Consider the following 22,457-nt stretch of genomic DNA (forward strand, 5'->3'; position numbering starts at 1 on the left):
TCACGAAATCTTGTACTTGGTCAGGAACCTCCTCATTGAGCGCTGACACTCAGTGAACGGCCGCAAGCGCCGAAACGCGCTTTTGCCTGGATGATTCTTCGACTATGCACAGGCGCTTTATGACAATTACCGCAGCACATACGCATTTTTCGCTTCCCTTGCCAGACGCTGAAAAACGGCCATCGCCCGTGGCCGATGACCTTGAACCCTCGATGACGCCCCAGCGTCCCAGCCAGAATTTGCCATTACCCAACAGTCCTGTGTTCTCACTGGGCCCTTTGGGCGGGGCATTGTCCTGGCCAAATCCCTTGAGTGCAGACGAGCAGCGGCGCTTGCGTCTTGTGACGATGAATTACGCACACCCTCTGGGCGACCAGCCGCTGGTGCTGCAAACCAAGGGTGGCGTACTGGAGTTCCTGCGCTATCGCCAGCCGCTGCCGGCAGAGGCGGGGAACGATCCGGCCAAAATACTCGAAGCGCTGGTCAATTCCCCCCAAGGGCAACGGATGGGCAAAGCGCTGCAGCAAGCGATGCAAGGTATTGACAGCGAAAGTAGCGCGAGAGACTACTTGCTGGCCGCCATCCTATTGCAGTTGGACCCTGAGTCGATCACCGCACCCGATCGCAACAAGGTCGCCGGGTTCGATCTGAGCAGTGACACCCATCAAGGGCACACCGCAGCCACGGTAGTGGCCAGCTTGGCCGAGCATTTGAGCAATACTGGCAAAAGCAGTGCTGCACTGGCGAGCGTCGGTGCGTACCTGTTGCTGGCCAAATCGGCGCCGCAGTTTCTGATCAAAGATATTCCTGCGACGGTGAAAGTCGGCAGCCAGGCATGGGCCAGCCTGGCGATTGCTGCGATGACGATTGAGGCGCAGACACCGGGCAAAGTCCCCGGCATGACGTTTGCCCAGGTCATGAGCGAGGCGCAAGAAGCGCAGCGGGTTGACCCGGCAGTCACCCAAGCGGCACAAACGGTGGCGTTACTGGACTGGGCCGTGGCCAGTGGCGTTCTCACAAAAAGACAGAATGGCGACTATCTGCCCGCGCAACTTGAATCGGCAAGAACCGCATTCAACGCGCAGCTGGACACCCGGCTTGCTGCCTCCCAGGCACTGGACAATGCATTGCCCACGCGAAAAGAGATCGTAATAGCGACGCTCAAAGAGCGATTTGGCGACCTTGGCGCGTTTTTCGAAGAAAAAGTATTTGCTGTTGATCAACACTATGTGGCGATTGAAGGGGGAGGGCTTTCGCTTGTGGATATCGCCATGATCGACTGGCTGGAACCCCGGCCTTTCAAAGCGCATGAACCCAGCAGTTCACTCAAAGGCAATGACCTGCAAAGGGTCTTGAAGGCTTTGAACGCTAACCGGCAATTTGGCGTGCCAGCAGAATTCGAACGGCAGTTCAGCCGTGCGATCAAGGACAAAAAAGCCGCCGTCAATACAACGGTCCGGCACATGATCGCGCAGCTGCCGCTGGAGGATCGCCAGCGCCTGGAGTTTGGAAAAATAAGCTTTTTCCAGGAAGGCTCATACGTCATGGATGGGCATTTCAATAATACGTATGGGCAAAATAAACCGGGACTGCTGGTCAAGACCGAGCTGCACGGTACATCCCACGCTTACGTCATCGACTTCAATAAAGGCACGATTGAAAGGGCGAGCCTTCACGATGCGAGGATCAAGGAGTCCAGGGAGGGCAACAAAGTTGCGACGACCAAAGCGTTCACGCCCAGCCATGAAGCCGATGATCTGGGGCGTGAGCGACCGCTGAATAACTCACCATGGGATAGCTTTGTCAGCGCTCGATCCCATGCGATCGGCACGGCTTTCGTGGAACATCTTGAACTCGATGATCCGGCTATCAAGCAGCAAGCTCGCGGGCAGACCGCTCTGGACACGGCGAACGCGCAGTTGAGCGAGTTTTTGTTGAACCTGATCCCGTTCAGGTCCGCCATCGTCAACTTTCAGAATGGCCAGTACGGCACAGGCACATTCGATCTCTTGCTGGATGTTTTCGGCTTTCTTACCACTGGCGCCGCTACCGCCGGAAAACTCCTCAAGGTCGGCCGCTCTGCGCTTTCCACCGGCGCAAAAGCATTGCGGGCGGCCAAGGTCATCGGTGTGGCGGCCATTGATGTGCTCAACCCTGTGGGCGGGGTGGGTGATTTGCCCCGGTTGGTGGCCAGCGGTGGTCTTTATGTGCTGTCCAAAGGCGTCAAGGCCATCAACAAGCTAAGAGGCGCCACGGGCAGTTACGAGGTGTTGAAAACTATCAGCAAACAATATGAAGGCGCCGCAACAGGCACTGTGAAGGTGGCAGGCCAGACGGTGGAGGGAGCCGCGGTGCTCAAGGGCGGCAAGTGGTATGCATTCGATGCCGACACGATGCGACCTTACGGCAGCCCGCTGGAAGAGTTCAGGGCCTCGACCCAGGCTGTTGCCGGCGAGGTGGACACGGAGCACCTTGATCAGTTGAGCGAGCTGAGCCATGAGGTGTTCGGGCACTTCAAAGTGCCTGAATCCAAAATCGCAGGGCTCACACGCAACAGCCAGGGCGTATATGTGGCAGCCGATGGGCACTCTTCGCACATACGCCATATCGACAGCAACGGTGACACAGCGGTGTATGAGGTGCGCCAGGTGTCTCGCACGGAAGACGGCACTGTGCAGGCCCGGGTTTATCACAACAACCGGCAGACCGAGCTGCTGGTCCAGCATATACAGGGTGACGAATGGCAACGCCTGGGCGCACCCGGTGGCGGGCAGATCACTGCTGAGCACTTGAAGGCCTGGGAGGCCTTGTCGCCGGATGAACAGGCCAGTCTTACCCGCAAGGGCTTTGCCAAAAAGAATAAACTTACCCAGAAAACCTTTGAGTTCTTTGTGAAGCCTGACGGTCAGTTGAGCGATAGCGGCGTGATCGTGCGTGACCGCCCCGCCAACGCATTCTCCGATAAGGTGACCGAAACGCATGTGCGTGATTGGAAAAACATGACCCAAGCGCAGCGTGACGAAATGACCCAGGAAGGTTTTGCCGTTCTTCATAATCTTCGGCCGGGCACGTTCAAAACGTATGCGCGCAAGGACGGCACCCTGATGAGCCGCGGGGAAACGCTGATCAACTCCTCCATTCGCACCAAAAACAACCAGATTACCGATGAGCATTTACGTCAGTGGAATGAGCTTTTCGGGCAACCAGACAACACATTGACGTCAGCACAGTTCGTGAGCCAGCACGGGCTAAGCCAACGTAGCTGGGCGCAGTACGTCAACGCGGATGGTTCGTTGAAGGAGGCGGGCGCGCAGCGTCTGGAACGCGCACAGCAAAACGCAGCGCGGGCGTCCACCGTTCAGGCCCCGCCCCCCATGGCTGATCATTTGCGCGCTTGGCAGGCGTTATCATTGGAGCAGCAGCAAAGCCTTACCCCCGCAGGCTTTGCCCGGCAGCAACATATCCACCCAAAAGTGTTCAAGCGCTATGTAAAACCAGATGGCCAGTTGACCGCTACCGGCGTGGCGCTACGCGACCGTGCACCCAATACGCCATTTTATGCCGTGACTGAAACCCATATCCGTGATTGGCAAGACATGCCCCAGACGGCGCGTGACGAAATGACTATCGAGGGGTTTGCCGAGCTTTATCACGTTAATCCAGGCTCATTCAAAACCCATGTGCGGCGAGACGGTACATTGGGGCCGGTCGGTAGAGAACTGATGGACAGGGTGGCCGGTGTGGCCCCTAACAAGATTACCGATGACCACCTTCGCCAGTGGAAAACCTATTTCGAGGACCCGAATAACACGGTCACCCAAGCGCAGTTCACGAGCGAGAACGGGCTCCATCCAGCCACTTGGAGAGACTGGGTCAACGTTGATGGTTCCTTGAAAAAGACCGCCAGCGAACGTCTTGAGCGCGCCGCACTGGGCCCGATCGCCCATGTTCCGAGGGCGCCCATGGAGTTGATCACGGCTGGGCATTTGCGCGAGTGGGAGGCGTTGCCGCCCGCGCAGCAACGAAGCCTTACACGCAGGGGCTTTGCTCGCCAGAAACACATATCTGCGAGAACCTTTGAGTATTACGTGCAGCCTGACGGCAAACTGAGCCCTGCCGGCGTGACGGTGCGCGACCGCTCTGCCAACATGGCGGCGGGTAGGGTGACCGAAACGCATATCGATATGTGGCAAAAGCTGACACAGCAGGAGCGTGACGCCATGACCATGGAGGGGTTCGCCGTTCAGCATAACCTGAATGTGCATTCGTTCAGAGCGCATGTCCGCACTGATGGTGGCCTGTCGGCGGCCGGCGAAGCCCTGATGAAGAATGTAACCGAGGGCGCCTATCGCAGGATTACCGCTGACCTTTTACGCCAGTGGCAAGCGCTTGCCGAGAGCCCAGGCAACTCCGTCACGCAGGCGCAGTTTGTGCAACAGCACAGACTCAGTCCAGACCTATGGGGTAAGTACGTTAAAGCGGATGGCTCATTTACAGCGATCGCCTCGCAACGTCTCGGACGGTTACAGCAAGGCACTGGGCCGTTTCCCGTTCCAGAGCAACCGGCTGCAGATACTTCACGAAAACGCCCCGCATCAGAGCCCTTGGACCCGCCGCAATCAAAGGTCGGTGCCGGCACAACGCAAGGCCTGGAGGCCCCAGCCCCCTCTTCGGCAGCCCAGCCCGTGGTGATCAAGGTTGAACCCAGCGACTTCCCGACATTACCTCCTCATCAAATCGACAACACGCTGCCGATTCTGCAGGACCCGGTGAACCCCAGAATCAGCTTGACCCAATCACTTGAAGGCCCGATCGATGACATCCGCATCTCCTACTGGAATGGCGTGCTCGACGGCCTTGATAGCCCGACTAAAGCGAGGGTTTCAGCACAGATCAAGGCATCGATCAAAGACTGGCTGCGCACCGAAGGTCAGCATCAGGCCCGATTTGATGATGCCCTGGAAGTGGTCACGCCGTTGGACGATGGTGGGCCGGCTCGCGGCGCTTCGGTATGGGCGCGGCGCGATATCCCCCAATATGAAGTGCTTGGCCCTTATGCAGGCAAATACCATGCAGACGAAGCGTCACTGTTCGAGGAGCAGCGCAAGCAGGGTTCGCGGGCTGTAATGACTTACCTGTTCGGTACGCGCTCGGGTACCCGGACGGTGAGCGGCCTGCACACTGGCAACACCCTGAGCCTGATCAATACCTCGCAACTGGGCGAGGGGCCTGTGTGGATGTCCAACAATGTCGTGTCCATCGCGGTCGGGAAAAACCTGACGTTCTATGTGGCGCTCAAGGACATCAAGAGAGGCGAGGAGCTACTGCTGGACTATGGACCGTTCTATAAGCCGGTGCCTGATATAGCGATCAAGCCGGACCCTGATCGCTGAGTTCAAGCGCTGGGCATGTAGCCCGAACGAAGGGGCAAGACAAATGATCCCAGGCAGTGGACCCCATTTGACTGTGCCCCATTGACGATCAATTGCGTCCTCAAGATGGCAACATGAACGCCTCTCAGGTTACTGTTCCTCTGTGTAACGGATTCACCGGCCTTGCACCCCGGCTTACCAAGGTCACCGAATGGATAAATACACACCCCACACCTGGCAACCCCACGAGCGGCCGAGCCTGCCTGGCTCGCCGTCGACGCCGCTGCACCCTACGCATAAGCGCTGGCTCTTCGCGCTGGTCGGCGTGCTGGTGGCAATCACCGGCGGCTTGGGTAACGCCCTGGTCATCGCCAACCTGCAATACCTGCAAGGCGCCCTGGGCGCGACCACCGCGGAAATGGCCTGGCTGCCCGCCGCCTATGTGATGACCAACGTGTGCATGAACCTACTGCTGGTGAAGTTTCGCCAGCAGTTCGGCCTGCGTGCGTTTACCGAGGTGTTCCTGGTGCTCTACGCGCTGGTGACCTTCGGCCACTTGTTCGTCAATGACCTCAGTTCGGCAATTGCGGTACGGGCCGCCCATGGCATGGTGGGTGCGGCGCTCAGTTCGTTGGGCTTGTACTACATGATCCAGGCATTCCCGGCCAAGTGGCGGCTGAAAGCGCTGGTACTGGGGCTGGGCACCGCGCAGTTGGCGTTACCGCTGGCGCGGCTGTTTTCCGAAGACTTGCTGCAAATCGCTGAATGGCGCGGGCTGTATTTGTTCGAACTGGGCCTGGCGCTGATCTGCCTGGGCTGCGTGTTCCTGCTCAAGCTGCCGCCGGGTGATCGCTTCAAGACCTTTGAAAAACTCGATTTTCTAACCTTTGCCATCCTCGCCAGCGGCGTGGCCTTGCTCTGCGCTGTGCTGTCCCTGGGGCGTATTGACTGGTGGCTGGAAGCGCCGTGGATCGGCGTGGCCTCCGCCTGTTCCCTGGTGCTGATCATGGCGGGGCTCGCCATCGAGCATAACCGCAGCAACCCGATGCTGATGACGCGCTGGCTGGGCAGCGGCGTGATGATCCGCCTGGCGTTGGCGGTGGTGCTGATTCGCATGGTGCTGTCCGAGCAATCCACCGGTGCGGTGGGGTTCATGCAGATGTTGAACATGAGCTACCAGCAGATGCACACCCTGTACGTGGTGATGCTGGCCGGGGCGATTGCCGGGCTGGTGGTCAGCGCGTTGACGATCAACCCGGCGCATTTGCTGATGCCGCTGATCATCTCCCTGGCGCTGATGGCGACCGGTTCGGTGATGGACAGTTTTTCCAGCAACCTGACCCGTCCGCAGAACCTGTATATCAGCCAGTTCCTGCTAGGCTTCGGCGGTACATTCTTCCTCGGGCCGACCATGGTGCTGGGCACCAAAAACGTACTGACCAACCCGCGCAACCTGGTGAGCTTCTCGGTGATGTTCGGGATCTGCCAGAACCTTGGCGGCCTGATCGGCGCGGCGTTGCTGGGCACCTTCCAGATCGTGCGCGAGAAGTATCATTCGAGCATGATCGTCGAGCACCTGACTCTGATCGATCCGCTTGTGGCGGCGCGGGTGCAGAGTGGTGGGGCGGCCTATGGCAAGATCGTCGCTGACCCGGAACTGCGCAACCTCATGGGCATCCGCAGCCTGGCCACGGCGGCCACCCGTGAGGCGAACGTCATGGCTTACAACGATGTCTTCATGCTGATCGCGATTATCGCGATCCTGACCATGCTGTGGATCTTCACCCGCAGCCTGTGGCTGATGAGCACTACCAAGGCAACTCCTCCTGTTCAACCCAGCGGCGCAACTTCATGACTGAACCTTCAACCACCACCACGACTGCCATTGCCGCCACGCCGGAAGGCAGCACGCCACCGGGCGCGGTACCCACCCAATTGCGGCCCTTGCGCGTGCGGATCATCTCGTCCCTGGGCTTTGCCGCCATCGCCATCATCGGTGTGCTGATCGTGTTGTACGCCTGGCAACTGCCGCCGTTCAGCAGCGCGGTGGAAACCACCGAAAACGCCCTGGTGCGTGGGCAGGTGACGATTATCGGCCCGCAACTCAGCGGCTATGTGTTCGAAGTGCCGGTGCAGGACTTCCAGTACGTCAAGACCGGCGACCTGCTGGTGCGCCTGGATGACCGTATCTACAAGCAACGCCTCGACCAGGCCCTGGCGCAACTGGCGGTGCAGAAGGCCTCGTTGGCCAACGTGGTGCAGCAACGCAACAGCGCCGAAGCGACCATCAAGCTGCGCCAGGCCGCGTTGGTCGACAGTCAGGCTCAGGCACGCAAGAGCACTGCGGATTTGCGCCGCAATGAAGAACTGATCAGCGATGGTTCGGTGTCCAAACGCGAACTGGACGTGACCCGTGCCGCCAACGCGCAGACCATCGCTGCCGTGGCCCAGGCCCAGGCCAGCCTGGAAATTGCGCGCCAGGATTTGCAGACGGTGATCGTCAACCGCGGCTCCCTGGAGGCAGCTGTCGCGAGCGCCGAGGCGGCGGTGGAACTGGCGCGCATCGACCTGTCCAATACCCGCATCACGGCGCCACGGGATGGTCAGTTGGGGCAGATCGGCGTGCGCCTGGGCGCTTATGTCAATTCCGGCGCGCAACTGATGGCCCTGGTGCCCAAGCAGTTGTGGGTGATTGCCAATATGAAAGAAACCCAGATGGACAATGTGCAGGTCGGCCAGCCGGTGACATTCACCGTGGATGCGCTGAACCACCGCAAATTCCATGGCACGGTGCAGCATATTTCCCCGGCCACCGGTTCCGAGTTCAGCCTGTTGCAGGCGGACAACGCCACCGGCAACTTCGTCAAGATCGCCCAGCGGGTGCCCGTGCGCATCACCGTGGATCCGGATCAAGCCGAGAGTGAGCGCTTGCGGCCGGGGTTGTCGGTGGTGGTGAGTATCGACACGGCAGGGCGTCTCAAAAATTCACCGCCCTGACACTGACACGCTTGGCGTGTATTTCAGGTTGAAATTGAGGTGGGTTGACTGGCCTTGCTCCAACAGCTTCAGGCCAGGCTTGCCCGCCAGGTGATGGGCATTGACCGGATGGCTCACCGGCTCGATGCAGAAAAACTCCAACCCCGGCGGGCAGTACAACAGGAAATAATCGGCGCCGCTGGCCTGGCATTCGAGACGGTAGCCAAGCTCCGGTTGTTCGATCAGGCAGTGCCCATCCCAGCCGCAAAAGCCGTTGTCCACCAGCCCCTCTGGCAATCCTTTGAGTTGCCGGAAATCCCAGGCTTCGGGAACCGGTGCCAACTCGGTGGGCAGCTTGGCTGCATCACTCATCCACACTTGCCCAGCCTTGGCCTGCAGCCGCGTACCCGGCCAGCGCGGCAAGTACGGATGCAAGCCCAGCCCATGCCACGCGGGTTGCTCGGCCAAGTGAGTTACACACAATTGGATATTCAACTCACCGTTGTTCAAGCGCAACCGCTGGCGGGCGTGATAGGCGAAGGGTGTGGCGCATTCCAATTCCAGCACCACTTCATGCGTGGTATGGCTCACCACCTGCCATGCCTGCTGCCAGGCCGAGCCGTGAATCGGTAAAGGATCAGTGAGGCTATTAGCTGCCAGTGCCAGCCAACCACCGGGGTTGTCGAACCCGCCTTGGGCGATTCGGTTGGACCAGGGTGCCAAGGGATAGCAACCCAGCTTGCCCGGCAGCCCGGTATTGATCGCCTGTGCATCGCTGTGCCGTAACAGCGGCTGCCCGGTGGCGCGCACCGTCCAGTTGACGAGGCTGCCGCCGATGGCGGGGGCGAGCACCAGATGGGTGAATTGATCCGAAAGCTCAATCACGATTGACCTGCCTGATGAAGTCAAAACAAACACTGAGGATGCAAGTGTGGGAGCTGGCTTGCCTGCGATAGCGACCTGTCAGTCAATGCATCCGTGACTGATACACCGCTATCGCAGGCAAGCCAGCTCCCACAGCTGCTCACTTTTGTTTCTGAAAGAAGGTTTACAGCACCAAGTGGGGCAACCACAGCGACAACGCCGGGATGTAGGTCACCGCAATCAGCACCAAGAACAACACCGCATAAAACGGCAGCAGTGCCTTCACGGTTTTCTCGATACTGGTCTTGCCCACCGCCGCACCAACGAACAGCACCGCGCCCACCGGCGGGGTAATCAGGCCGATACCCAGGTTCACCAGCATGATCATGCCAAAGTGCACCGGGTCGACGCCGATGCCCAGGATCACCGGCATCAGGATCGGCGTGAGGATCAGAATCAGCGGCGCCATGTCCATCACCGTGCCCAGCAACAACAGCATGACGTTGATGCACATCAGGATCACGTAGCGGTTGTCCGACAGGGTCAGGAACAGCGTGGTGATCTTCGCCGGGATCTGCATCAGGGTCATGATGTAGCCGAAGCTGGCGGCGAAGGCGATCAGGATCATCACGATGGAAATGGTGCGCACCGTGCGGTGCATCAGCTTGGGCAGCTCGCGCCATTTGTAGTCGCGGTAGATGAACATGGTCACGAAGAATGCCCACAACACCGCAATCGCCGCCGACTCGGTGGCGGTGAAGATGCCCGAGAGGATGCCGCCGAGGATGATCACCATGGCCATCAGGCCCCAGAGCGCATCGGCGGCGATCTTCAGCGCCTGCTTCAAGGGGATGACTTCGCCTTTGGGGTAGTCGCGCTTTTTCGCGAAGATCAGGCAGAGCACCATCAGGCACGCGCTCATCAACAGGCCCGGCACCACACCGGCCATGAACAGCGAGGCGATGGAGACCGTGCCGCCTGCCGCCAGGGAGTACAGCACCGAGTTATGGCTGGGCGGCGTCAGCAGCGCCTGCACCGAACCGCTGACGGTCACGGCGGTGGCGAATTCGCGCGGATAACCCCGCCGTTCCATTTCCGGGATCAGCACCGAGCCGACCGAGGCGGTATCGGCCACGGATGAGCCGGAAATCGCGCCAAAAAACGTCGAAGCCATGATATTGACCAGAGACAACCCGCCACGCACAAAGCCCACCAGCACCCCGGCAAAGGCCACCAGGCGCCGCGACATGCCGCCCTCGGCCATGATCGCCCCGGCCAGCACGAAGAACGGAATCGCCATCAGCGAAAACTTGTTCACCCCACCGGCAATCTGAATCATCAGGGCCTGGAACGGGATGTCGATCCACCACGCGCCAATCAGCGCCGACAGCCCCAACGCGTAGGCCACCGGCATGCCGATCAGAATCAATACAACAAAGCTGCCCAACAGAATCAATGCGTCCATATCAGGCGGCCCCTTCGTTTTCTTCAACCAAGTCGAAGCGCACCACCTTGCGGTTGCTCTGGTCACCGAACAGCAGCTTTTCGACCACGAACACCAGGGTCAGCACGCCGCCAATCGGGATCGGCATGTAGGTGATGCCCACGCGCAGGGTAGGGATGGCGCTCATGAATTGGTTCCAGGTGGACAGGCACAGCTTGGTGCCCCAAATCGTCATGAACACGCAGATGGTGCCCATCAGCAGTTGCGAGAGGATGCCGACGAGGCGGCGTTGGACAGGCGGCAAGCGGTCAGTGATCATCGCCACCGACATGTGCGCACCGGCACGGTAACTGGCAGCGGCGCCGATAAAGGTGAACACCAGCATCAGCAGGATGGCGGTGGGCTCCGGCCAGCTGGAACCGGTGCCGAGGGCGTAGCGGGTGAAGATACCCCAGGGAATGATCAAGGCCACCCCCAGGACCGAAAGGCCGGCGACCCAGATACAGGTCATGTAAAGGCGGTCATTGAAGCGCAGCAGTAAAGTCTTCATGGCGTTCACCGTGACCGGGCGCGTCGATGCCGACCGCGCCGGGCCTTATGCAGGGGCAGGGGAGGTTATTGAACCGCGTCGATGCGCTTGATCATGTCCGCATACGGCGCACCGTACTTGGCACGCACCTGGACGGTGGCCTCATAGAAGGGCTTTTTATCGACGGTGATGAACTCCACGCCGGCCTTCTTGAGTTTCTCTTCACTGCTGGCGGACTTGGCGTCCCAGAGCACGCGCTCATCAGCCTGGGCGGCCTTGGCAGCGGCCTTGACCATGTCCTGCTGGGCGGGGTCGAGCTTGTTCCAGGTGATTTTCGACATCACGATGGGTTCAGGCAGGATCAGGTGTTCGGTGAGGGTGTAGTACTTGGCGTTCTGGAAGTGGTTGTGTTCCAGCAAGGTCGGCGGGTTGTTTTCCGCGCCGTCGATGACCCCGGTCTGCAGGGCGCTGAAGATCTCGCCGGTGTCCATGGCAATGCCGTTGGCGCCCATGGCGTTGAAGGCTTCGATGAAAATCGGGTTGCCTTGCACGCGGATCTTCATGCCCTTGAGGTCTTCGATCTTGCGCACCGGTTTTTTGGTATAGAGGTTGCGCGTGCCGCCATCCATCCAGGCCAGGGCCACCAGGCCGAACTCGGAGTTGGTGATCTTGGCGAGGATCTCGTCGCCGATCTCGCCATCGATGACCTTGCGCATATGCGCCTGGTCGCGGAACACGAACGGCAGGTTGAACACGTTCACGTCCGGCACCACCGGGCCGACGATGCCGAGACTGACGCGGGTCATTTGCACGGCGCCAACCTGGGCCTGTTCGACCACTTCCTTCTCGGAGCCCAGCACACCGCCGGGGAAGTACTTGAAGGTCAGCTCGCCGTTGCTCGCCTTGGTCAGGGCCTTGCCCATGTTCTCTTCGGCGACCACGGTGGGGTAGCCAGCGGGGTGGATGTCGGCGAACTTGATTTCCAGCGCGTGGGCGGCGCTGCTGAGGGTGAAGATTGCAGCGGCGAGCAAGGTGCGTTTGAAGTCCATGGAAGTCACTCCTGTCTTGTTATTGTTGTATTCAAGGCACAGCGATTAAACGATGAAGCGGGGTTCGGGCAGCCCTTGGACGCCGGGGTTGAGGGCGAACACGCCACCAGACAGCGACTGCTCACTCGGGTCGTCACGGATGGAAGTGACGTACAAGGTGTCCAGGCGGCTGCCACCGAAGGCGCACATGGTGGGTTTTTTCACGGGCACGCTCAGGGAGCGGTCCAGGCGGCCGTCGGGGCTGAAACGGTGAATCAGTCCGGCGTCGTTAGCGCAGATCCAGTAGCCGCCCTCGGCGTCCACGGCTGCACCGTCGGGCCGCCCGGGGAAGTCGTTCATATCAACGAACAGGCGGCGATTGGACGGTGTGCCGGTCTCGATGTCGTAGTCGAACGCCCAGACCTTTTGCACCTTCGGGTGCGAATCGGAAGCGTACATCGTGCGGCCATCGGGGCTGAAGGCCAGGCCGTTGAGGGTGATGAACCCGTCCAGTTGCGCGTGGGGCGCAGCCCCGGACCCATAGCGATAAAGGACGCCTTCGGCGGCGTTCAAGCCCATGTCCAGCACCATGCTGCCGGCCCAGAAACGGCCCTGGCGATCGCAGCGGCCATCGTTCAAACGCATGTCCTTGCGCGAATGCTCGAGGCTGGCCAGCGGCACGGTGTCGAGGCTGCCGTCGTTGTGGGGTGTGAGTTGGAAGAAGCCGGTTTGCATGCCAGCGACCCAATTGCCTGCCTGGGTGCGCGCAATACAGGCGAGCATCTCTGGGGCTTTCCACGCTGCCAGATGGCCGGTGGCGGCGTTCCAGCGTTGCAAGCCACCGTTGGGGATATCCACCCAATACAGCGCGTTTTCTTCAGGCACCCACACCGGGCATTCGCCCACGGCATTGCGGGCATCGACAATCAATTCAGCAGTCATGGTCATTCCCTTGGGTTGCTGGGCACTCAGTCACCGAACGGCCCCGCCGCGCAGAACGCACCGCCCTGGTAGACCTTGGCCGGGTCATCGGCGGCCACGAGCGGTTGGGTTTCGATCTGGGCGCGGAACACTTCGGAGCTGTCCTTGGGGGCAAAGCCCAGGTGCGCGGCGTAGCGGTTGTCCCACCAGGTATCGAGGTTGGCCGACATGCCGTACACCACGGTATGGCCGACGTTGGGCGTGTACAGCGCGCGTTCGAGCAGTTGGGTCAGGTCGTCGAAACTCAGCCAGGTGTGCATCATCCTTCGGTTCTGCGGTTGCGGGAACGAGGAGCCGATACGGATGCTCACGGTCTCGATGCCGTAGCGGTCGAAATAGAAACTGGCCATGTCTTCGCCGTAGGACTTGGACAGGCCGTAGTAACTGTCCGGGCGGCGCGGGGAATGGGCGTCAAGTTGCTCGCCCTGTTTGTAGAAACCGATCACGTGATTGGAACTGGCGAAGATCACCCGCTTGACCCCGTGGCGGCGGGCGGCTTCGTAGATATGGAACACGCCACTGATATTCGCGCCCAGTACTTCTTCGAACGAGCGTTCCACCGACACGCCGCCAAAGTGCAGGATGGCGTCGACGCCCTTTACCAGCTGATGCACGGCGTGTTTGTCGGAAAGGTCGCAGGTTTGTACCTCTTCGCGAGCATCGGTGGCGGGGGCCATTTCAGCGATATCCGAAAGGCGCAGCACTTGGGCATAAGGACGCATGCGTTCACGCAGGACTTTGCCCAGGCCACCGGCGGCGCCGGTGAGCAGCAGGCGGTTGAAGGGAGCGGGGGTGGTGGTGGTCATGGGCCTTCCAGATTTTTGTTGTAGGTTGTCGTATGACTATGGGGGAAATAGTGTTAGGGATTCCTGGTGTTGTCAACTTCCTTCCAGGCGCATGAGATCAAAGGTGGGAGCTGGCTTGCCTGCGATAGCGGTGAGTCAGAAAAGAATGTGGTAACTGGCCCGCCGCTATCGCAGGCAAGCCAGCTCCCACATGGATAGGTGGCACCTTTGAGATCGGATTTGCCTTTGGAGCTACAACAACGAAATCGGATAGCTGATAAAAATCCGGTTCTCGTCGAACTCGTTATTGCTGAAATCCCGGCGCATGGTCGAGTTGCGCCACTTCACATTGAGGTTCTTCAGCGCACCGCTCTGCACCGTGTAGGCCAACTCCGACTCACGCCCCCACTCCTTGCCGTCGGTGATTGCCCCGGTGTGTACATTGCTGCCGCTGATATAGCGGTTCATCAGGGTCAGCCCCGGAACGCCGAGCACCACAAAGTTGAAGTCGTGGCGCACCTGCCAGGACTTTTCCTTGGCGTTGTCGTAGCTGGCGTTGTAGCTGTCGTTGGCCAGAGTGCCGCCGCTGGTGCCGTTGATGCGCATCCAGGCGCTGTCGCCGCTGAGTTTTTGCAGGCCAACGTAGAAGGTGTGGCCGTTGTATTTGGCCGAGAGCAGAGCGAACAGGGTCTTGTTATCGAGGTCGCCGGCCAGGGCGCTGCCGTCTTCCTTGCCGTTGAAGAACCCGAGGTTGGCGCCCAGAGTCCAGTCGCCCAGCGGCTGGCTGTGGGTGAGGTTGAGGTACTGCTGTTGGTAGATATCAGTCAGTTCGGCGTACCACAGGCCGACCTGGGTACGTTTGTCGTTGAAGGTGTATTCGCCGCCGCCGAAGTTGAAACGGTCCGAAGTGAACGCGGCTTTGCCGTTCATGAACATGTCTTCCATGCTCGCGTCGTTGCGCGGGCTGTTGCCGCGAAACTGGCCACCGTAGAGCGTCAGGCCGGCGATTTCATTGGAGGTGATTTGGCCGCCACGAAAGGTCTGGGGCAGGGAGCGGCCATCATCGGAACGCAGGATCGGCAGCACCGGCATCCATTCGCCAACCTTCAACTCGGTCTTCGACAGCCTGGTTTTCAGCGCGACACCCAGACGCCCGAAATTGTCGGCGGGGCGGCCATCGTCATGCACCGGCAACAGTTGGGTGCCGGCGGTGCCTTTGCCGCCATCAAGCTTTTGCGAATACAGGCCCAGCACGTCAATCCCGAAACCGACCGTGCCCTGGGTAAAGCCGGACTTGGCATCAAGGATAAAATTCTGCGTCCACTCTTCGGCCTTGCCCTGGGGGTTGGTCGGGTTGGTGAAGTTGCGATTGAAGTAGGCATTACGCAGGTTGAGCGTGGCCTTGGCGTCGTCGATAAAGCCTTCGGCGTTGGCACCCAGCGGCAGGGTGATGGCCAGGCTGCCGAGGCCGAGAAGGCTCAGGCGCGTGCAGGAATGACGGGCGGATTGACTCACAGTGAGGCTCCCTTTGCTTTGTTGTTTTTATTATTTGTCATACGTTGTCGTACAACATTGAGTGCGATATTTGCGAGGTTTTTAGGGCGTGTCAAGCAGAAGTTATACGATGACTTGGGTGAAACGATTCAACTGATGGGGGCACGGTCAGTGTGGGAGCTGGCTTGTATTGCACAAGACTCTTCAGCCCGCCATGACCATCGGCGGCAGGGTGCCAAGCAGGGAAACCGCAGCCACCGCTGCAATGCCCAACAGCCACTCCATCATCACGCTGGCTTTCAAACTGCCCAGGCGTTGCTCGCAGCGTTTGATACGCAACCGATTCAACAGCGCCAACCCGAGCATGCCCAGCACCAGCCCCACCTTGATCAGCAAAATCAAGGCAAACCCTTGGAACAGCGGCGTGGGCCACAGTTGCCCAGTGAGCACCCGCACGTTGATCAAGCCAGTCACCAACAGGCCGGCGACCAGGCCATATCCCACACCACTGAAGCGGCGCAAAATCGGCTTTAGGCGATGGTCTTGCGCATGCCTGAGGATCAGCACCAACACCAGCAACCCCCCGAGCCAGGCCCCCACGCACAGCAGGTGCACCACCTGGTTAAGGATCAGCAACCGCCCACTCAGCCCGTCGAGCATGGCGCCGTGGCCTACGGGGGCCAGGGTCGCCAGCAGCAGGGCGAGCAGCGGCAAGCGCAAGGCCGGCCAGGGCTTGATCAGCACGATCACCAGCAGCAGGTTAAGCAGCAGATGCCAGGTCCATACCTGGCCAAAAAAGGTCTTGCCCAGCACCAACTGCACGGTGGCCGGTTGCAGCGCCGAGTCCCAACTGCCAGCCATGCTGGCGGTGATCAACAGCAGCCACGCAACCCCGGTGAGCAGCCCCAGGCCGGCCAGGCCACGGGTGATGCGCAGCAATTGCCGGTCCAGTGTCGGCTGCACGACGTGAGCGCCGAGCAGCCAGGGCCTGAACACCCAGGCCCCGAACATCAGCAACACGACGCAAAAGTGCAGGAAGCGGCACAGCACCAGCAGGGTTGCCATGGGTTATTGGCCGACCTTGAAGCTGTAAGTGCCTTCGCTTTTGTGAGTGTCGACGGACACCGCATGCCATTCGACCTTATACGTGCCGCTTGCCAGCGGAGCGGCAGGCGTGACCACCAGGGTTTTCTTGTCGGCGTCCGGGGTTTCCAGGCCCTTGATGGCAATTTCGGTGCCGTCCTTGCTCAGGGAGACCTTGGTAAAGGTGGCTTCGACGCCTTCGCTGAAGGTCAGGCGCAGGTCTTTGGGTGCGGCGACTTTGCTGTCAGCCGCAGGCTCCGCGCTCTTGAGGTGGGCGTGGGCAAACGCCGTGGAGGCGCCCAGCAGGGCAGTGAACAGGACAGCAGCGGTCATGGACTTCTTGAGCAACATTGTTCAATACCGATCAGAGGATAGGAGCCGGCAGTGTACGAAGTTTCGGCTTGGCCTGTCGCCCCGATCTAGAGCCGGTGGTAGTCTTTAGGCCGTGTTGTTGTCAGGGAGCCCTTATGGGCAATCACAAGATCGGAATTCGTCGGGTCAACGTCGAGAAAATCCTGCTGGCGGCGGAGAAGGTCTTCGCCAACAAAGGCTATGGCAGCACCGCCATGGCCGACATCGCCGAAGAAGCGCAACTGCCGCGCTCCAACCTGCATTACTACTTCACCACCAAGAGCGAGCTGTACAGCGCGGTGCTGTTCGACCTGCTGGAATTGTGGAAGCAGGACGCCCTGAGCTTTGAAACCTTCGACGACCCTCGGGTAGTGCTCAGCAGCTACATCCGCGCCAAGATGCAGCGCTCGCGCACGCGCCCGTATGGCTCCAAGGTCTGGGCCAATGAAATCATCCACGGCGCGCCCACACTCGGCGAGGCCCTGGATGAAAGCCTGTACGACTGGGCCAAGATGAAGGAAGCGAAGATTCGCCAATGGGTGCAAGACAAACGCATCCTGCCGGTGGAGCCCTCGAGCCTGCTGTACATGATCTGGGCCTCGACCCAGCACTATGCCGACTTCGACCATCAGGTGAAGATTCTGAATGATCACCAGCCGTTGTCGGACAGGCAGTTCGAGAAGGCCATTCAGACCGTGACCGGTGTGATTTTGCGCGGGATTGGGTTGGAACCCTGAGCTGATCGTTCCCACGCTCCGCGTGGGAATGCCACCCTCGACGCTCTGCGTCCGCTCTTGCCAGGGTGACTCGGAGCGTCACAGGATGCGTTCCCACGCGGAGCGTGGGAACGAGGGGCAAGGATTACACCGCTTCCCGGTAAGGATTGCGCGGGTCCTGCGTCCAGTTCAAAAACGGCTTGCCGGTATCGATCGGCACCATCTCGATGCAGTCGGCCACCGGGCAAGTGATCTGGCACAGGTTGCAGCCCACGCACTCATCGTCGATCACCTCATACCGATGCGTGCCATCGGCCTGCTTCAAGCTGGCGATGGCCTGGTGCGAGGTGTCCTCGCAGGCAATATGGCAACGCCCACAGCCAATGCACGCCTCTTGATCAATCTTGGCGATGACCTGGTAGTTGATGTCCAGGTACTTCCAGTCGGTGGTATTGCCCACCGCCCGCCCGGAAAACGCCTGCAGGTTGGCATGGCCCTGGCTGTCCATCCAGCGCGACAAGCCGTCCTTCATCTCTTCAACGATGCGAAACCCATGCAGCATCGCCGCCGTGCACACCTGCACCGCGCCGCAGCCCAGGGCGACGAATTCCGCGGCGTCGCGCCAGGTACCGATGCCGCCGATGCCGCAGATCGGCAGGCCGTTGGTCTGTGGGTCACGGGCGATTTCGGCGACCATGTTCAACGCAATCGGCTTGACCGCCGAGCCGCAGTAACCGCCATGGGTACTCTGGGTGCCGACCACCGGCAGCGCGACCATGCGTTCCAGGTCCACGCTGGTGATGGAGTTGATGGTGTTGATCAGCGACACCGCATCGGCGCCACCGCGATAGGCCGCTCGCGCCGCCACGCGGATATCGGTGATGTTCGGCGTGAGTTTGACGATCACCGGCAGCGAGCAATAGGTCTTGCACCAGCGCGTCACTTGCTCCACGTACTCCGGCACCTGGCCGACGGCGGCGCCCATGCCCCGTTCGGGCATGCCGTGAGGGCAGCCGAAGTTCAGCTCGATGCCGTCGCAGCCGGTCGCCTCTACCAAGGGCAGGATGTTTTTCCAGGACGCTTCGACACAAGGCACCATCAGCGAGACGATCAGTGCGCGGTCCGGCCAGTCCTTTTTCACCTGGGTGATTTCCCGCAGGTTGATCTCCAGGGAACGGTCGGTGATCAGTTCGATATTGTTGATGCCGAGCACTTCGCGGTTGGCGCCATAGTGCGCGGAGTAACGCGACGACACGTTCACCGCCGCCGGGTCTTCCCCCAGGGTTTTCCACACGACGCCACCCCAGCCGGCCTCGAAGGCGCGCACCACGTTGTAGGCTTTGTCGGTGGGCGGCGCGGAGGCCAGCCAGAACGGATTGGGCGCTTTGATACCGGCGAATACAATCGAGAGATCGGCCATTACGCAGCCTCCACAGTCAGCATGAGTTGGGCATGCATGGCTTCAGCGGCCCGCTTGCCATGTTGTACCGCCTGAACGGTTAGGTCCTGGCCGAGGCTGACGCAATCACCGCCGGCATACACCCCTGGGATGCTGGTGCGCAGTTGCTCATCGACGAAGATGCGCTCGCCGACGCGATGCAGTTGCTGGGCCAGCGGATCGTGCAGGGCGTCGTTGTCGAAGCCTTGCCCGATCGCCTTGAAGATCGCGTCGGCGGCCAGTTCGAAGGTTTCCCCGGTAGGCAGCAGGCGACCGTTTTCCAGGCGGGTGCGGGCAAAGCGCATGCCGCGTACGCGGCCTTGGTCATCGAGCAGGACCTCGTCGGGTTGGGCCCAGGTCAACAGCCGTACTTGATTGGCCTTGGCGATGTCCTGTTCGTGGTGGGTTGCGCCCATGTCGGCCAGGCCACGGCGGTATACCAGGTTGACATCGCGGGCACCGAGGCGGGCCATCTGCACGGCCATATCAATGGCGGTGTTGCCGGCGCCGAGCACGATGCAGCGGTCGGCCAAGGGCAGTCGGGTGAGGTCGTCGGCCTGGCGCAGTTCGCGGATATAGTCGGTGGCGGCGAGCAGGCCGGGGGCGTCCTCAAAGGGCAGGCCCAGCTGTTTGCTGGCAGCGAGCCCCAGGCCGAGGAACACCGAATCGAACTGATGGTGCAGTTCGCTCAAAGTCAGGTTGTCACCCAGGCGCTGGCCGTGGCGAACCTCGATGCCGCCAATCTGCAGGAGGAAATCCAGTTCCTTCTGGGCGAAGTCGTCCACCAGTTTGTATTTGGCGATTCCGTATTCATTCAGGCCGCCGGCTTTTTCCCGCGCCTCGAATATCACCACGTCATGACCGTGCAAGGCGGCGCGGTGAGCGCAGGCCAAACCGGCAGGCCCGGCGCCGACCACGGCGATACGCTTGCCGGTGGACGCGGCGCGTTGGAACGGGTGTTCGCTGAAGTGCGCGTTGTCGATGGCGTAGCGTTGCAGCAGGCCGATCAGCACGGGGGCGCATTCTCCGGCGTTATTGCGTACGCACGCTTGCTGGCAAAGGATTTCCGTCGGGCACACCCGTGCGCAACTGCCACCGAGAATGTTGGCCGAGAGGATTTTTTGCGCGGCCCCCTGCACGTTTTCGGTGTGGATATTGCGGATGAACGAGGGGATATCGATCTCGCTGGGGCACGCATTCACACAAGGCGCGTCGTAGCAGTACAGGCAGCGCGAGGCTTCCAGTTGGGCCTGGCGGGCGTTGAGGGGCGGTGCCAGGTCGGTGAACTGGCTGGCGAGGGTAGCCCCGTCTTCGCGGGGGTGGGGGAGGTGGGTCAGGGTCTGGATCACGGTGTTGGCCTCACGGTTATTGAGGTGCTGCCTCTGATGGGCGATCGTTCCCACGCTCTGCGTGGGAATGCCTCACTGGACGCTCCGCGTCCGCTTTTTCTGGACTCAGCGGTTCACGGCCACTGGCTTGCAAAGCGCTGCCCGCTTGCTCAACTGTTCGAACACCGACGGATACGCCGGCCGCTCCACATATCGTCCGGCCCCTCGCTCGGCGCGCAGGTCACCATCGGCCCACACCAGCTTGCCCTGGCTGATGGTGTGGCTGGGCACGCCGCGCACGGTCTTGCCTTCGAAGATGTTGAAGTCCACCTGCTGATGGTGGGTCTTGGCGGAAATGGTCCGCGTGCCCTCGGGGTCCCATAGCACCAAGTCGGCATCGGCGCCTACGCGTATCGCGCCTTTGCGTGGGTAGAGGTTGAAGATCTTTGCGGTGTTGGTGGAGGTCAGCGCGACAAATTCCTGCATCGACAAACGCCCGGTATTGACGCCTTCGTGCCACAGCAGCGCCATGCGGTCTTCAATGCCGGCGGTACCGTTGGGGATCTTGCTGAAGTCGTCACGCCCGGCGGCTTTTTGCTCGGCGCAGAAACAGCAGTGGTCGGTGGCGGTGGTGTGCAGGTTGCCCGCTTGCAGGCCGTGCCACAGCGCCTCTTGATGCCCGCGTGGGCGGAATGGCGGGCTCATTACATAGCCGGCGGCGGTCTGCCAGTCGGGGTGCTGGTACACACTGTCATCGAGCAACAGGTGGCCGGCGAGCACTTCACCGTACACCGTCTGGCCTTTGCCTCGGGCATAGGTGATTTCATCCAGGGCTTCCTTCGTCGACACATGCACCAGGTACAGCGGCGTGCCGATGGTCTCGGCAATCCGGATGGCACGGCTGGCCGCTTCGCCTTCCACCTGGGACGGGCGCGACAGCGGATGGGCTTCCGGCCCGGTGATGCCCTGGGCCATCAGTTTGCGTTGCAGGTGATACACCAGCTCGCCATTTTCGGCATGCACGGTGGGCACTGCGCCGAGTTCCAGGCAGCGTTCGAAACTGGCGACCAAGGTGTCATCGGCCGCCATGATCGCGTTCTTGTAGGCCATGAAATGCTTGAAGCTGTTGATGCCATGATGGCTGACCAGCTCGGCCATTTCCTCACGTACCTGCTCACTCCACCAAGTGATTGCTACGTGAAACCCGTAGTCGGCGGCGGACTTTTCGGCCCAACCGCGCCACTGGTGGAAAGCTTCCATCAGCGATTGCTGCGGGTTGGGAATCACGAAGTCGATGATTGACGTGGTACCACCGGCCAAGCCTGCCGCCGTACCACTGAAAAAGTCTTCACTGGCCACCGTGCCCATGAAGGGCAGTTGCATATGGGTATGGGGGTCGATGCCGCCCGGCATCAAGTATTGGCCGCTACCATCGAGTATTTCAGTGCCTGCGGGAATATCCAGATTCATGCCAATGGCGCGAATTAGACCCTCTGCACATAACACATCGGCGCGGTAACTTTCATCATGGGTAATAACGGTGGCGCCACGGATCAACAGCGACATGTCGAGTTCCTCACAGGCTTGACCGGCTTGTGCCAGTTCTAAGTGTTGTAATACTGCGTACCGAGGGTAGGTTAATTCCTGTCATCGGTGACAGGAATAGAAGCTAGCCCGAGTTTTTAGAATGAGCAAGCAGATTTTTCGCAAACTTATGTGTGTTTTATCTTGTTGATATTTATAAGAAAAATCCTTTTTTCACCAAAATGAAGCATGCCCACCCTGTTTTGACGCACTTGACAGGTTCTTGATCTGATCAATATTTCTTATTGCAAATCAGGCGCTTGAGATATGCCGCTTGACGCCGTCGAGAAATAAAAATAATTGTGATGCACCAGATTGAGACCTGAAGGTTCTGGCAACTTGCGTATTGTTTAGCCTGACGCATGCGGCAAGTACCGCAGGTTCAATTTGAAAGCTGATAAACATCAGCAAGTTATACAAGCGGTGCGGGTTCAGAGGCGGTTGTCGGCACGGTTATTGAGTGCACGGGCAGTTGGCCGGAACC

Annotated in this window: 16 protein-coding genes; 4 read left to right on the top strand and 12 right to left on the bottom strand. The window is 60.2% G+C overall.

Annotated elements, in window-relative coordinates; all coding sequences use genetic code 11:
* Positions 1 to 119 precede the first annotated feature (119 nt).
* The 3 genes from AC07S6_RS19810 (at position 120) to AC07S6_RS19820 (ending at position 8,369) form a co-directional block, all read left to right on the top strand.
* Positions 120 to 5,393, top strand: coding sequence for an SET domain-containing protein-lysine N-methyltransferase (locus AC07S6_RS19810; protein ID WP_495112855.1), 5,274 nt, complete (start codon positions 120 to 122; stop codon positions 5,391 to 5,393).
* 190 nt (positions 5,394 to 5,583) lie between these two features.
* The gene (locus AC07S6_RS19815; protein WP_014719011.1) at positions 5,584 to 7,227 is read left to right on the top strand and encodes an MFS transporter; all 1,644 of its coding nucleotides are present in this window, start codon (positions 5,584 to 5,586) and stop codon (positions 7,225 to 7,227) included.
* A complete protein-coding gene (locus tag AC07S6_RS19820; RefSeq protein ID WP_003192298.1) occupies positions 7,224 to 8,369 on the top strand; it encodes an HlyD family secretion protein in 1,146 nt (381 codons plus the stop codon). The genes AC07S6_RS19815 and AC07S6_RS19820 overlap by 4 nt, the downstream gene beginning before the upstream one ends.
* On the opposite strand, the gene AC07S6_RS19825 is transcribed toward AC07S6_RS19820, so the two are convergent.
* The 9 genes from AC07S6_RS19825 to copC form a co-directional block, all read right to left on the bottom strand.
* Positions 8,358 to 9,233, bottom strand: a complete 876-nt coding sequence (locus AC07S6_RS19825; RefSeq protein ID WP_495112856.1) for an aldose 1-epimerase — start codon at positions 9,231 to 9,233, stop codon at positions 8,358 to 8,360. The genes AC07S6_RS19820 and AC07S6_RS19825 overlap by 12 nt on opposite strands.
* A gap of 163 nt (positions 9,234 to 9,396) precedes the next feature.
* Positions 9,397 to 10,677 carry a TRAP transporter large permease gene (locus AC07S6_RS19830; RefSeq protein WP_014719008.1) on the bottom strand — a complete coding sequence of 427 codons (1,281 nt, stop codon included), beginning with the start codon at positions 10,675 to 10,677 and terminating at the stop codon, positions 9,397 to 9,399.
* 1 nt (position 10,678) lies between these two features.
* Positions 10,679 to 11,206, bottom strand: coding sequence for a TRAP transporter small permease (locus tag AC07S6_RS19835; RefSeq protein ID WP_014719007.1), 528 nt, complete (start codon positions 11,204 to 11,206; stop codon positions 10,679 to 10,681).
* 65 nt (positions 11,207 to 11,271) lie between these two features.
* On the bottom strand, positions 11,272 to 12,234 hold the full coding sequence (locus AC07S6_RS19840; RefSeq protein ID WP_495112857.1) for a TRAP transporter substrate-binding protein: 963 nt from the start codon (positions 12,232 to 12,234) through the stop codon (positions 11,272 to 11,274).
* Between the two features lie 45 nt (positions 12,235 to 12,279).
* On the bottom strand, positions 12,280 to 13,155 hold the full coding sequence (locus tag AC07S6_RS19845; protein WP_130174839.1) for an SMP-30/gluconolactonase/LRE family protein: 876 nt from the start codon (positions 13,153 to 13,155) through the stop codon (positions 12,280 to 12,282).
* A gap of 26 nt (positions 13,156 to 13,181) precedes the next feature.
* Positions 13,182 to 14,000 carry an NAD-dependent epimerase/dehydratase family protein gene (locus AC07S6_RS19850; RefSeq protein ID WP_495112858.1) on the bottom strand — a complete coding sequence of 273 codons (819 nt, stop codon included), beginning with the start codon at positions 13,998 to 14,000 and terminating at the stop codon, positions 13,182 to 13,184.
* Between the two features lie 231 nt (positions 14,001 to 14,231).
* Positions 14,232 to 15,494 carry an OprD family porin gene (locus AC07S6_RS19855; protein ID WP_495112859.1) on the bottom strand — a complete coding sequence of 421 codons (1,263 nt, stop codon included), beginning with the start codon at positions 15,492 to 15,494 and terminating at the stop codon, positions 14,232 to 14,234.
* 183 nt (positions 15,495 to 15,677) lie between these two features.
* Complete coding sequence (gene copD, locus AC07S6_RS19860; RefSeq protein WP_038450599.1) at positions 15,678 to 16,538, bottom strand: copper homeostasis membrane protein CopD; 861 nt, start codon at positions 16,536 to 16,538, stop codon at positions 15,678 to 15,680.
* 3 nt (positions 16,539 to 16,541) lie between these two features.
* The gene (gene copC / locus AC07S6_RS19865; protein WP_020301677.1) at positions 16,542 to 16,907 is read right to left on the bottom strand and encodes a copper homeostasis periplasmic binding protein CopC; all 366 of its coding nucleotides are present in this window, start codon (positions 16,905 to 16,907) and stop codon (positions 16,542 to 16,544) included.
* A gap of 116 nt (positions 16,908 to 17,023) precedes the next feature.
* Here copC and AC07S6_RS19870 point away from each other — a divergent pair, with 116 nt between their 5' ends.
* Entirely contained in the window at positions 17,024 to 17,644 is a 621-nt protein-coding gene (locus AC07S6_RS19870; RefSeq protein ID WP_014719000.1) for a TetR/AcrR family transcriptional regulator, read from the top strand.
* A 124-nt stretch (positions 17,645 to 17,768) separates the two neighbouring features.
* Here AC07S6_RS19870 and preA read toward each other — a convergent pair whose 3' ends face one another.
* From preA to hydA, 3 genes are all read right to left on the bottom strand, one after another.
* Complete coding sequence (preA, locus tag AC07S6_RS19875) at positions 17,769 to 19,043, bottom strand: NAD-dependent dihydropyrimidine dehydrogenase subunit PreA (protein WP_495112860.1); 1,275 nt, start codon at positions 19,041 to 19,043, stop codon at positions 17,769 to 17,771.
* A complete protein-coding gene (locus tag AC07S6_RS19880) occupies positions 19,043 to 20,410 on the bottom strand; it encodes an NAD(P)-dependent oxidoreductase (RefSeq protein WP_495112887.1) in 1,368 nt (455 codons plus the stop codon). Before AC07S6_RS19880 ends, preA begins: the two co-directional genes overlap by 1 nt.
* A 105-nt stretch (positions 20,411 to 20,515) precedes the next feature.
* Entirely contained in the window at positions 20,516 to 21,955 is a 1,440-nt protein-coding gene (hydA, locus tag AC07S6_RS19885; RefSeq protein ID WP_495112861.1) for a dihydropyrimidinase, read from the bottom strand.
* Positions 21,956 to 22,457: the final 502 nt, after the last annotated feature.

It is taken from the genome of Pseudomonas sp. GW821-FHT07B01, from assembly GCF_059419065.1.